Below are 13549 nucleotides of genomic sequence, written 5' to 3' on the forward strand. Positions count from 1 at the left end.
TCTCCTGTGAGTTAGTGTTATTACCGTCCCGGCTCGTCGTTCCAGAGAACTTTATGAAGCTGCAGTTGAAAGCGCACAGCCAGCCTGTCATGGACTATCCAGTCTGCCAGTTCAGTTGGGTTTAACTGTCCCCAGCTCGGTGAAAACAAGACCTGAACCTTATCGTTTAAATGGTACTCTGCCATGATTTGGCAGGCCCAGTCATAATCGGCACGGCTGCATAAAACAAATTTGATTTGATCGCTTTTTTTGAGATGCGGAATATTACTGAATAAATTCCTGTCACACTCCTTCGAATCCGGCGTCTTTAAATCCATAACAATCATCACACGCGGGTCTACGTCTGCAATATCACGTGCTCCGCTGGTTTCTATTGACACCTGATAGCCAGCATCGCAGAGTCGTCTCAATAAATCCACACATCCCGGTTGAGCCAGAGGCTCGCCGCCGGTAACGCAGACATAAGGGCATTCGTAGGCCTTAACCTGGGACAGTATGTCATCCAGATCCAGCAGTTTTCCGCCATGAAATGCGTAGGCGGTATCGCAGTACTGGCAGCGTAAGGGGCATCCCGTCAGGCGAACAAAAACCGTTGGCAGGCCAACGGTGGTCGATTCACCCTGCAGGGAGTGAAATATTTCGGTGAGACGTAACTGATTACTTCGTGTCATGAGGCGTTAAGCGTTCTTAGTTTGGTGGATGCCAGTTGTGCTGTGGGTGTATCCGGGAAATTTTTGATCACTTGCTGCAGGCGTTGTCTGGCCTCACTTTCCTGCCCGGAAGCGGCCAGAGCATAACCTATTTTAAGCGAGCAGGCTGCTGCCTTGCTGGAAGATGAAAAATTTTTCAGTACAATTTCAAAATGTTTAATGGCCTGTGGGTAATCCTTTTTCACCATATACAGTTCACCCAGCCAGTATTGCGCATTGGCGGTGTAACCACCCTTGGGATATTGGTCGGTGAAATCCTGCATGGCAACCAGCGCCTCATCAAAGCGCCTGGTCTTGACCAGATCATAGGCAGCCAGGTAACGGATTTGCTCGTCTACCGGGTTTGTGCGTCCTGCCGGTCTGGTGGCTGTCTTGCTGATGACAACAGGCTGTGTTTTCGTAGGGGATTGGGATTGAGTCGCTGACGTTGCGGCACTCTGACCAATTGATAAATCGACCGGTGCGGATTCAACATGTGCCTGAGCCTGCGTTGATGAGCCGCTGCTGCGCAGCCTTGCATCAAAATCCTTATAAAAAGCAAGCTGCTGCTGTTTCATCAGCTGTAATTCGTGTGTCTGTACGTCGAGCTGGCCGCGCAACTCCTGAACTTCCTGCTGCAGGCCTTTAATCTTGTTTAACAGTTCTACGTTGCTGTTGTCGGACGGATCATCGTATTTCCGAACGCTGTCCCGGTCTTGAGCAAGCGCGATTTCTTCGCCGTTATCGCTGTCTTCGAATGGTGTCTCTCTGGCAACAGGCCGCTCATTGGCCGCCTGTTGCTCATCCAGAATGGCAAAGTTTTCGCTGTCGTCCACCACAGGCGCCTGGGCAATGCCCTGAAGCGGTAGAAGACAGCTGAAACACAGAGCCAGTATTCGATTAAGCGAAGCCATTATCGAGTAGACTCATAGGTTAATTCTACGCGACGGTTTTGCAGATGATCAGCTTCGCTGTGACCGAAGTTGGCAGGGCGTTCCTTACCATAGCTTACGGTGCGGATCTGATCGCGGCTGACGCCTTCACGACGCATTAAGTCAGCAACGGTGTTGGCACGACGTTCACCAAGCGCCACGTTGTACTCACGGCTGCCGCGCTCGTCAGTATGACCTGCCAGCAGAACACGTGCACCAGGGTGCGATTTCAGGTAGTCGGCCTGAGCAACGAGTGAGTCCATGTATTTAGGCGCAAAGCTGCTGTCGTCGTAAGAGAACAGGTAGCGTTGATTATGTGGTGCCTGAGTGGTGTACGACTCACCTGGCTCCTGTCCGGCAAAACGGGTAAACTGGCCCAGGCCGTGTGCAGACACGTCGCCGTCATCAAATCCGGTACCGCCAGCACCACCGTGATGCTTTGAGCAGGACGCGAGTAGGACAACGCTTGCAATAACAAGCCCCATTTTAAGACATGATTTAATGTTCACCGAGTTTCTCCTTGTTATTCTGAGCCCAGACAGTCTTGGTTAAGACCCAATGGCGGCTCATTGTACAATTGTTTTTGCGATTTCGCCATAGTCTGTTGCCTTAAACAAGAACAAGCGTTTTAATTTAAAATGAGATACAATCTGTGGCAAATATGATCACCAACAGAAATAAGGTTTGTATGACCACGAATTACGAAGCAGCATGTGCACCATTTGAAACGATTCTGGATTTTTTACGTTATGGCATCAGTGAGGCCAGCCGTCATGACCTTTATTACGGACACGGCACGGACAATGTCCTCGATGACATGACCGCTCTCGTCCTGGGCAGCCTGCATTTGCCCTACGACAGCGATTACCGCCTGCTGTCTGCAAGACTCAGTGCCGAAGAAAAAGTGATGCTGGCACAGCTTCTGGAACGGCGTATTCATGACAGGGTTCCGGTTCCTTATCTGACCGGGACCGCTTTGTTTTGTGGTCTGGATTTTTACGTTGACGAGCGTGTGCTGATACCTCGTTCTCCTGTTGCCGAGCTGATTAATCAGCAATTTTCTCCCTGGATCGATCCAGACAGGGTTGAGCGGGTGCTGGATCTGTGCACCGGAAGCGGCTGTATTGCCATCGCCTGCAGTTACGCGTTTCCTGACGCGCAGATAGACGCCGTTGATCTGTCGCCGGATGCTCTGGATGTTGCCGACATCAACAGGGCGCGTCATGGCCTTGATGATGACGATATCCGCCTGATTGAGTCCGATTGTTTTGATAAGGTTCCTGATGTGCGTTACCAGATTATTGTGTCCAATCCGCCGTATGTTGGTGATGAAGAAATGGACAGCCTGCCCGATGAGTACCGGCACGAACCCGATATGGCGCTGCGAACCGGTCATAATGGACTGGCCATAGTTGAAAAAATTCTGGCAGTAGCGCATAACTATTTAAGCGATGACGGTATTTTAGTGGTCGAGGTAGGCAACAGCGAAGAAGCGCTGGTAGAAGCATACCCGGATCTGCCTTTTACATGGCTGGATTTTGAACAGGGTGGTCACGGTGTCTTTCTGTTGACCTGTGCACAGTTGAAAGCCCACGCAGGGCAGATAGATTAAGGTTATCTCATGAGCGGCAATACCTTTGGAACATTATTCACAGTAAGCAGTTTTGGTGAAAGCCACGGCAAGGCACTGGGCTGTATTGTGGATGGTTGTCCTCCAGGTCTGCCGCTGACGGAGGCGCTGATTCAGCCCTTTCTTGACAAACGTAAACCAGGTCAATCCAAATACACCACGCAACGGCGCGAAAGTGATCAGGTTGAGATTTTATCCGGTGTGTTTGAGGGCTTGACTACCGGAACGCCCATTGCCCTGCTGATTCCTAATGATGATCAGCGCTCCAGCGATTACACCGAAATTAAGGATCTGTTTCGGCCCGGGCATGCGGATTATACCTATCATCACAAATACGGACACAGAGATTACCGTGGCGGCGGCCGCTCATCGGCCAGAGAAACGGTTGCCCGAGTGGCCGCAGGCGCCATTGCCCGACTGTATCTTAAGCAGACACTTGGTCTGACCATCACCGGCTATCTGAAGCAGATGGGGACGCTGGTGCTGTCCGTGGATGATGAATCGGAAATCGACAAAAACCCGTTTTTTTGTCCCAACAGTCACCAGGTTCAGGATCTGGCCGATTACATTGATGCCCTGCGGCGTCAGGGTGATTCGGTTGGTGCACGCGTGAATGTTCGTGCTGAGGGTGTTCCTGTTGGGCTCGGCGAACCGGTATTCGACAAGCTCGATGCTGCACTTGCGGCTGCCATGATGTCGATTAATGCCGTCAAGGGTGTGGAAATCGGTGCCGGTTTTGAGGCCGTTACGCAACTGGGCAGCGAGCATCGAGACGAAATAAGGGCACAGGGCTTTTGCAGCAATCGTGCCGGCGGTATTCTCGGTGGCATTTCCAGTGGACAGGATATTGAAGTCAGCATGGCCTTAAAGCCAACCTCCAGCATCATTAAGCCGGGTAAAACCATCAATGTTCACGGTGAAGAAACTACAGTGGTGACCAAAGGACGCCACGACCCCTGCGTCGGTATTCGCGCCGTACCCATTGCCGAAGCGATGATGGCACTGGTCCTGATGGATCACTATTTACGACACAAAGCACAGAATCTACAGACGAGGTAAATATGAGCAGACGATTAAACATAGCAGTAGTTGGAGCAACAGGTGCGGTGGGTGAAGCCATGCTGACCGTGTTGCAGGAGCGAAATTTTCCGGTGGACAAAATCTATCCTCTGGCCAGCGAGCGTTCTGTTGATAAAACGGTGATGTTTAACGATCGCCCGTTGCATGTCATGGATTTGGCCACGTTCGACTTCTCTAAGGCGGATATCGCTTTGTTTTCCGCTGGTGGCTCTGTTTCCAAAGAATACGCGCCCCGAGCAGCCGCAGCCGGCTGCGTGGTTGTCGATAACAGCTCCTGCTTCCGCTACGACGACGACATTCCGCTGGTGGTGCCTGAGGTTAACGCGCATCGCATTGCCGACTACAAAAAGCGGGGTATTATCGCCAATCCCAACTGTTCGACGATTCAGATGGTGGTCGCTCTGAAACCATTGCATGACGCCGTGGGCATACAGCGTATCAACGTAGCCACCTATCAGGCCGTCTCGGGTACCGGTAAAAAAGCCATCACGGAACTGGTTACCCAGGTTGGCGAGCTGCTCAATGGCCGGCCAGCCAAAGCATCTGTGTACCCGCAGCAGATTGCCTTCAATGTTCTGCCGCATATTGATGAATTCCTTGAAAACGGTTACACCCGTGAAGAAATGAAAATGGTCTGGGAAACCAGAAAAATCATGGAAGACGAGAGTATCGTGGTGAACCCAACCACGGTGCGCGTACCGGTGCTGTATGGTCACTCGGAAGCGATTCACCTCGAATTGAAAGCGCATTTGAGTGCTGCCGAGGCACGCAGACTGCTGAAGGCCGCGCCGGGCGTAGTTGTGGTTGATGATCGATCAAAACTGCAGTATCCAACGCCCATGACCCATGCGGTGGGCCGTGATGAGGTATTTGTCGGACGTATCCGCGAAGACATTTCTCATCCCTGCGGATTGAATCTCTGGGTGGTCGCGGATAACATCCGCAAGGGCGCTGCCACCAACGCCGTACAAATCGCTGAAATTCTGCAGAGCGAATATTTATAATATATACTGGGTATTATGAGTACATTAGACGATGATCCGGATGACGACATGACTGATCGCTTACCCAAACAGAGACAAAGCGAGTCATTCCTTGTTGAAGGCACTCGCAGCATGGAGCGCCAGCGTCGCGCCATGGAACAGGACGGTCATCGTAAATTTGCCCGCGTAAATGCCAAAGAACGCAGCGATGAGCCGGCTGTTGCTCCAGAAGGGGAGCTGCAAAACAACATCATGCAGCATCCCTGGCTGGATTCGCCTCGTTTTGACGGTATTGATCCGGGTCTGAATCCCGAACCGCCTTTGAACAGCGAAGCACGTCGTGAATACGATAACGAACGACGCGAGCAGGAAATGGAAAAGCAGTTGCGTCTGGGTAATATGCCTAAAATGTCAACGGCTCCCAAACCGAGACCACAATGACCATTGCTCAGGACATCATCAGTTGCCGCATGCCTGATTTCGAGCATTATCTGCGCGAGGGCGAATCGCTGGATGACGTCGATGAGTATGGCTTCACACCCCTGATCGAGTGCGCCATTACCCGGCAGCCTGACATTGCCGCGCAGCTTATCACGCGCGGTGTGGATGTTAATAAAGTGGACGTAGCCGGGCGTACCGCACTGCATTGGGCCGTAGATAACAACGATCTGGAATTGACGCGTCTGCTACTCACCCATGGCGCCAATCCCAATGCCTATACCAAAGCGGGTTTATCGGTTCTGGTTTACCCTATTCTGCGCGGGCAGGACTCCATCAAGCATCTGCTGTATCAATATGGTGCCCGGCTGGATTTTGCTCTTGATTTTATTCTCGGAAAACTGCTGGGGCATCGCTACGAACTGCAGGGGGATGTGGATATTGTCAATGCAGAGGGTGAGTTTGTTGAACTGGATTACGAGGGCTTCATTCTTGAATTTACCGAGGCTGTGATAAATGATTCTCTGAGGCGTTTTACCAGCAGCTATTCCACCCGAGGCCTGCGCGACCATTTTCCGGCTCTGCATCGTATTATGGATGCCTTTTCCATCGCGGCTACTCTGCTGCAGCTGCAAAGCCATGCTCATTTAAGCGAACAGCATATTAATCAGCTGTCCCGCAGCCTTCAGGCTCCCATGCTGATTCTGCCTGCCGCCAGCCGCGGTCATGCCATGTGTTTTGTGCGCTACCATCAGTGGTGGGCGAAAATTGATCGTGGTGAAAACTCGCTGAAAGAAGGCAGCGTTAATATTTATCGCATCACCCGGCCCGACGCGATTAATGTCGCCTTTTTACGTGAGTTTTTGTTTAAAAAGCAAAGCAGACGCTTTTTCCATCATATTATCAATCAGCAACTGGGGCTGCTGCCCGTGGCGCAGATGCCTGTCAGTTCACAAATCAGCGGTAATTGTTCATGGGCAAATGTGCAGGCAGTGGTTCCTGTTGCCTATGCCCTGCAGACCATGTCGCAGACAGAAGCCTTCAATGGCAACGAAGCCATGAGGCTGTATGATGCCTGGGTGGAATGGGATAAGGATCGCGCCCTGGATGAATGCCTGCAACGCTTTTATCTGGCCAACCCCTTACGTAAGGCCAGCATCGCGGCCATGCTGGGAGCCGTACTTTTTCAAGCCTGTGATGCCAATAATGCGCATCATCTGGCCAGGGCTGAAAAAATTCTGACGGTACTGACCCTGCCTGATTATTATTATGTATTGGAAAGCTATCTGGTCACCTACTGCATTAAACGCCTGACGCGTCGTGGAAATAATCTTTTAAAGATTCTGGAAGACTGTGGTTTCAACCCCAACATAGGCATCACGCCCGTCGCAACCGGCTTGAAAGATTAAGTAAAATACTATTTAATACATGATGTTAAATAATCCCGCAGATATTTTCCCCTATTTATTTTTTCTAACGTCTTGATTTTTACGAACGAGGAGAACAATCTACCAGACGTTTGTCTTTTTTTGATAAAAAATAAGATAAATCGGATTTTGATGGAATTGCGTGTTAAAGCCATGAAATAAAACAGCTGGTGTAACGCGCTCGAAAAGGAGCGATATATGTCGATAACAAAAGCAAAAATTGAAGAACTTCTCGCACGGTACAAAAAGCATCACGAAGGGATCTTTCGGAAAAAAATCCCCTGGGCCACGGAGCCGCACATTGCCGAGTTAAAACCCTTTGTGGACGCACTGCCTCAAGGAGAATTAAGCCCTGAAAATCGAGTGAAACTGGCCGTTATTGTCAGAAAAAAGCAGGATCGTAAATCAGACGCAGGCAGCTCACTGACATTTGCTCCACTGGCCATGGATCTCGGCGGGTATGAGGCACTTGATATGCTCGCAGATAATCACCTGCTGAACGCAGGATGTCTGAACTTTGTACAAAAATACCCAGGCTGTGGTCTTGATATCGCTAAGTTTCTCAGTACCATGTCGAAGATCATGTCTGAGCAGTTATTGTCTGAGTTACAGGCCACCTTTGAACACTGTAATGTAGATATGCCTGGCTATCTGATGCGTTTTTACCTGGACTCTCGCAAAACCGTTGCAGATTACATTCCCCTGTTACGCATGATGAATAAAAACGGGATATTTACGGATGACATTATCCAATCCTGGCCCGCGATAAGCGTAATGACTACTCGCCATCTTCTCGAGCTGGAAGACGCTCTGGAGAAGCTGGCCAGGCTCAATCCCGAACTGAATCTCCTGCAGGCCGCCATGGATCTCAGTCAAAACCACAGTTACAGCTCTCTTTTGGACATATTGAGCAAGCCGCTTCAACCCACCGTAGACAAGGCACTGAAAGCCCTGTCTGTCTGGGATTCTAAACTGCTTACCTTAAACAACATCCATTTATTTATGCAGAGGGATATGGCCGCATTAAAAGCATTTTCAACGGCTTCCCTCCATTTGCCTGCTTCGCAGACAAACCTCTATGTCTTTATGCTGGCCCCTGTTTCCGTTATTTCATCATCGTTTTTACCCATGGTGCTATGTAATTTTAAAATCATCAGACGAGAGGTGACGCCCTTTTTGGCTGACATTTTAAGCACATCGAAAGACTATTTTAATCTGGCTATTGCCCTGATCACCTTGAAGGATGTGCCGTTGGACGACGGGCAGTTTTCTTCTGTTATCAGGCTGATGCTTAACAACCGTGAGCAGAGCCTGGCACTGGCCAGAGCCGTGGTCTATTCCATGCAGGAACCAGGTTCTTTTTCAGCCGATTTTGACCTGATAAGCCAGTTTAGCGCGCATCACGATCAGTTGCTGATGGCTCATAAATGCATACAAAACTATGGTCTTCTGACATCAGATGCCTTCAAAATCTGTGAAAAAAATACGATATTTGCTCATGGCCTGAGTCAGTTTCTGGTTCAATGGCACAGGCTGTATGGTACAGAAAAGGCGCCCTCCGCGGCGGTGATAAATAAACCCGAATGCGCGGAGGCAACGGCTCAGGTTCTTGATTTTTTAAATACGGAACAATTAACAAACGATACCATCGTGAATGCCATTTGCGATGCTGGGCCTGTCGATGGCGCTCTGCTGTCGTTTCTCCGTACCATCAAGCAGGCAGGCCAGTTAAATCTGAATAATTTAAACTCTTTATTACCTCGTCTCTGGGCCATTTCAACGTTAAACGAAGCGGCTGACTGTCTGGTGCGTGGTGACGTAATACTGGATCAGACGAATTATGATACCTTGCTGATTGAGCCAGATAATGCCAGAGCCATGGCACTTCATCTGGGTGGAAAAGAGCTGGAGCCGGAAAAACCGGGTGCGGAAGGTATCTCAACATTTACAGCTCAGGACTTTGAACTGGCGGATCACCTGCCCGAGAAAATACATCCGGTAACATCGCGTGCGATTGGACATGCGTTCCCGTCTTTTTTCTCGCCTGTGGTCATGGGTTCCAGCATGGTGTCCTTAAAAGACCCAGCATATCCACAAGAGTTATTGGATGACCCGCTTTTTTCGCCTGCTTTTTAAGGCAGAACAACCTGGAAAGAGCGTTTACCGGCAGCGCTCTTTCGTCCATACAAGGAAGGGATATCATGTACGTTACGTTTTCAGGTATAAATAATAAATCAAAAGCGCTGATGTGGAATTTTCATAAAGAAGAAAACCGGGCCACCTGCGCATTTTATGGAGCTGAAGAGTGCCGTGCTGAAGAAAAGACGGAGATCGTGGAGCAGTTGCGTCTTGCAGGCTTTGATGGCCTTTCTTTTGAGGATAATCTGCCTGTTATTGTAAATGTTGAAGCCTTTTCTGGCCGCCATGCCATGAGTCGTGTCTCAACGGTCAATTTCAGTGAAACCGTTCATGCCATAGTGGAAGTGTCTTCTGAATCGATTGCCGAGTCTTCTTTGACACAGACCCCCGATACGAAGCCTGCTGAAATCATCGTTCCCCCTCTGAGTCTATCCTCTTCCAGTGATGGGACGAGCAAAAAATCAAGTCCGAGGCAGAATTTCTTTTCTAAAATTATACAAAGCTATTCAGCGAGCAGCACCACGGTGGCCAGTTCATCCACTGCCAGCTCAGTAAGTCCGCGGACACCAAGAGGAAGCCGAATACCGTTTCTATCCCCTAAACATTCTCCCCATGACCGAACACCATCGGTATATAGAATGTTTTCGTCACCTGTTTTGCCGGTCGTTCAGCCAGTAGCTGCTTCATCATATTCCGTGCCAGTTGTTTCCCAGCCAAATGATTATTTATCTGTAGAACTTGATCGATTGGTTCCAGCAGGCACAGAATGCACAATCTGGCGCGAAACGCTGGTACACTTGATAGGGGAAGGCACTGAAATAAGCACCTTTTTGCTAAAAAATCGTGAGACCTTACGCGATCGCTGCGCAATTTACCTGCGAACCAATCTGAATCTTTGTCATGCTGTCAATGCGCAAATTCATGAAGAGCTATACCCACAGAAATCACGAATCATCCACTTGCTCGATGTCATGATGAAAGAGCATTTTAATCCACTTTACATCGCCTGGTACACGGAAAACGAGGTGACCAGAGCTGCGGATCGGAAACCAGTTCATGACTATTTTCTGGCCTTGGTTCATGAAGCCATGCTGAAGAATAAAATCGCCCGACACTCAGATGAATGGCAAGCCATGTCGAGTAATAACGACGTGTTGTTAAGAAAGCATGAGCGATATTATCGTGCTGTGAATGAAGAACGTGCTGAGCTGAAGCTCTACCGGATCTATCTGTTCTTTTCAGAAAAAATCAGAGACAGGGTGGCGGGTGATTTTCCACTGATCATAGATGCGCTGATGTGGATGGCACAACGGATTTCAGTTACTGACAATCAGATCCTGCTGAGACGCTGTGCCGTGTTGAAAGAGCTGGTTATGGAAATGGATGATATAGAAACACGAGGCGAGATTGTTATGGCCAATTTAGAATCAGATTTGCGTATTAACAAAGCTCTGATATCCGGCTATTTCTCCTTTTACCATTTGATTTATGACTGGTTGAAAGGAAATTTGACGCATTCAGCCAAAACCAGCAGTAGTGATTTCACAAAATGCTGTATCACTCTGACCCAATCCATTGTATCAAGTGTGATTATGCGATTGTCGCAATTGCCAGTTACTCCATTAGACTTGCGTTTTATTACCAGGTTGAATAGTGATGACAGGAATTTTTATCTTGCGCCTGAATGGGCCCAGGGCATAAACGAAGCTTTAAAACAGACGAACATGAAAAACGCCTACAAACATCCGGAGAAGCTCAAGAAGCGCCTGACAGACAGTGTCACTGAAGGAATTGAAAGGATGTTCGAACAGATAACACCTGAAGAGGAAGAGCAAAGGGCGACTCCGCGTTCCAGTGCGTCTCCAGGCAGTACAGGTTCACCAAGACACTGAAAGGCGCCCCGGATCTGGCTGTCGTGATCCGGGGCAGTATTGATTACTGCTTAATTATCACCAGATTCGCTGGCCTGGCTACTGCTGGATACCGCTTCAACAGCCGGAGCACTTTCTTTTCTTTTAGCGGCATCGGCTCTCGGCGGGCGTTGACCCGATTGCGGGTTGCTGTTGCCAGGACTGCGTTTGCGCTGTTGATTGCTGCCCGTGCTGCCCGCTCCAGCCTGGCGGTTTTGCTGCGGATTGGCCGGGTTAGCTGCGTTGCCAGATGGGCGACGACGTCTGTTACCCTGACCAGAACCTGTCTGACCCGAACCAGTCTGATTGTTACGTCTGTCGTTGTTGCGGTTCTGTGCGTTGCGCTGCTGGTGATGAGCGGGGCGTGTGGTTTTCTGCTCCACAGGCGCCGTAACATCGTTTGCAGCCTGTTCACCGCCGCCAAACAGATCAGCCCATAAACGTCTGAAAAAGCCGGTTTGCGGGCGTTTTTTAAGCGTATGCAGACCACCAAAGGATTTAACCGCTGGTTCATCCTGTTTAACGCCATCTGACTTATCACGCACCAGAACGGTTTCCGGCTCCTGAATCAGGGTGTAGCTGGGCTTTTTGTTTTTGCCTACGTTGTCTTCTTTCAGACGGGCAATGCTGTACTGCGGTGTCTGCAGGTGTGGATTAGCAATGATCAGTACCTTTACCGAATGTCGCTTTTCAATGTTAAGGATAAAATCCCGCTTTTCATTCATGATGAAGGTTGCCATCTCAACCGGCAGCTGCACATGTACTTCAGCGGTTTTTTCTTTCAGGGCTTCTTCTTCGATGAGGCGGATAATGGACAAACCGTGCGATTGTATATTGCGAACCGTTCCACGGCCTTCACAGCGTGGGCACACTTCCTGAGCACTTTCACCCAGTGACAGACGCAGACGCTGGCGGGACATTTCCAGGAGGCCAAAGCGTGAAATACGTCCGACCTGAATTCGTGCCCGGTCAGCCTTCAGGGCTTCTTTCAGACGATTTTCAACATCGCGTTGATTTTTGCCCGACCCCATGTCAATAAAGTCGATAACAACCAGACCACCCAGATCGCGCAGACGCAGCTGGCGGGCAATTTCATCCGCTGCTTCCAGATTGGTGTTCAGGGCTGTAGCTTCGATGTCAGAACCGCTGGTGGCCTTGGCAGAGTTAATATCAATGGAAACCAGCGCCTCGGTGCGGTCAATAACCAGCGCACCACCCGATGGCAGAGCAACTTCACGCTGATAGGCCGTTTCAATCTGGCTTTCAATCTGGTAGAAATTAAACAGCGGGATGGGGCTGTTATACAGTTTCAGGTTTGGCAGAAAATCAGGCTTAACCTGTTCAATATACTGTTTGGCCTTGACGTAGGAAATCTGGTCATCAATGATGATTTCGGCAATCGATTTGCGCAGATTGTCGCGAATGGAGCGGATAATCACATCGCCTTCCTGATGAATCAGGCAGGGCGCCAGTTGAGTGGAGTAGGCGTGTTGAATCGCCTGCCACTGGTTGTTGAGCATGTGCAGGTCGTCCTGCAAATCTTCCTGGCCTTTGCCAACACCGGCGGTGCGGATGATAAGCCCCATTTCTTCCGGAAGCTGCAGGGCGTTCAGTGTTTCACGCAATTCATCCCGGTCATCGCCTTCGATACGACGTGAAATACCACCAGAGTTAGGGTTGTTGGGCATCAGAACCAGATAGCAGCCGGCCAGCGTGATGTAGGTTGTGAGGGCCGCGCCTTTGTTGCCGCGCTCTTCCTTGTCTACCTGAACCAGCAGTTCCTGGCCTTCACGAATCAGAGCCGTAACAGGTGGTTTTTCATCGCCGTAATCCTTGATGTTTTTATTGAAATACTCGGGAGAAATTTCCTTTAAGGGGAGAAAACCCTGGCGTTTGCCGCCATATTCAACAAAAACCGCGTCCAGACTCTGTTCGCGTCTGGTCACAACAGCTTTATATATGTTTCCCTTTTTCTTGATATCAGACGGGCAGTCTATATCGAGATCGTACAGGTGATTGTCTTTAACCAGTGCAACTCGAATCTCTTCAGACTGAGTCGCGTTTATAAGCATTCTTTCCATCGTTTAGCCCCTTCAAGGGCGCCACACTCTCAAGTCAAGCATTTCCCAATATAACCGGCACGCCATCAAGGCGGGTCGGGGCAGACCGCACGCATGTTACCAGCAGATATTGCGGTGCATGTCCAATCGCTGACATTGCAGGACCGTGTGTTTCCTGTCTGCAACATAGGCCAGAACGGTTGGCAAACATGTCTGACATGCGTGGGTATCTGGTGAGTTTGTTTTAAAATTGGCTCTGAT

General features: G+C 49.7%; 10 protein-coding genes and 1 pseudogene. 7 read left to right on the forward strand and 4 right to left on the reverse strand.

Features of this window, described 5'->3' with window-relative positions; translation table 11 throughout:
• Positions 1–20 precede the first annotated feature (20 nt).
• The 3 genes from queE to ACQUTA_RS10685 are packed head-to-tail and all read right to left on the reverse strand — an operon-like array spanning position 21 to position 2106.
• Positions 21–671, reverse strand: a complete 651-nt coding sequence (gene queE / locus ACQUTA_RS10675) for a 7-carboxy-7-deazaguanine synthase QueE (protein WP_444988239.1) — start codon at positions 669–671, stop codon at positions 21–23.
• Positions 668–1606 carry a tol-pal system protein YbgF gene (gene ybgF, locus ACQUTA_RS10680; RefSeq protein ID WP_444988271.1) on the reverse strand — a complete coding sequence of 313 codons (939 nt, stop codon included), beginning with the start codon at positions 1604–1606 and terminating at the stop codon, positions 668–670. Before ybgF ends, queE begins: the two co-directional genes overlap by 4 nt.
• Positions 1603–2106, reverse strand: coding sequence for an OmpA family protein (locus ACQUTA_RS10685; protein ID WP_444988272.1), 504 nt, complete (start codon positions 2104–2106; stop codon positions 1603–1605). Before ACQUTA_RS10685 ends, ybgF begins: the two co-directional genes overlap by 4 nt.
• Before the next feature lie 203 nt (positions 2107–2309).
• On the opposite strand from ACQUTA_RS10685, the gene prmB reads away from it, so the two are divergent.
• From prmB to ACQUTA_RS10720, 7 genes and pseudogenes are all read left to right on the forward strand, one after another.
• Complete coding sequence (gene prmB / locus ACQUTA_RS10690; protein WP_444988240.1) at positions 2310–3233, forward strand: 50S ribosomal protein L3 N(5)-glutamine methyltransferase; 924 nt, start codon at positions 2310–2312, stop codon at positions 3231–3233.
• A gap of 9 nt (positions 3234–3242) precedes the next feature.
• Positions 3243–4310, forward strand: a complete 1068-nt coding sequence (gene aroC, locus ACQUTA_RS10695) for a chorismate synthase (protein WP_444988241.1) — start codon at positions 3243–3245, stop codon at positions 4308–4310.
• 2 nt (positions 4311–4312) lie between these two features.
• Positions 4313–5335: an aspartate-semialdehyde dehydrogenase gene (locus ACQUTA_RS10700; protein ID WP_444988242.1), complete on the forward strand. Its 1023-nt coding sequence runs from the start codon at positions 4313–4315 to the stop codon at positions 5333–5335.
• Positions 5336–5380: 45 nt separating this feature from the next.
• Positions 5381–5755 (forward strand): annotated as a pseudogene (locus ACQUTA_RS10705) (Smr/MutS family protein); the annotation flags it as partial.
• Complete coding sequence (gene ankH / locus ACQUTA_RS10710) at positions 5752–7161, forward strand: Dot/Icm T4SS effector AnkH/LegA3 (protein WP_444988243.1); 1410 nt, start codon at positions 5752–5754, stop codon at positions 7159–7161. The pseudogene ACQUTA_RS10705 and the gene ankH, both read left to right, overlap by 4 nt.
• Positions 7162–7377: 216 nt before the next feature.
• A complete protein-coding gene (locus ACQUTA_RS10715; RefSeq protein ID WP_444988244.1) occupies positions 7378–9315 on the forward strand; it encodes a hypothetical protein in 1938 nt (645 codons plus the stop codon).
• A gap of 65 nt (positions 9316–9380) precedes the next feature.
• On the forward strand, positions 9381–11210 hold the full coding sequence (locus ACQUTA_RS10720) for a hypothetical protein (RefSeq protein WP_444988245.1): 1830 nt from the start codon (positions 9381–9383) through the stop codon (positions 11208–11210).
• 50 nt (positions 11211–11260) lie between these two features.
• On the opposite strand, the gene ACQUTA_RS10725 is transcribed toward ACQUTA_RS10720, so the two are convergent.
• Positions 11261–13309, reverse strand: a complete 2049-nt coding sequence (locus tag ACQUTA_RS10725) for an Rne/Rng family ribonuclease (RefSeq protein WP_444988246.1) — start codon at positions 13307–13309, stop codon at positions 11261–11263.
• Positions 13310–13549 lie beyond the last annotated feature (240 nt).

The organism is Legionella navarrensis, from assembly GCF_052527415.1.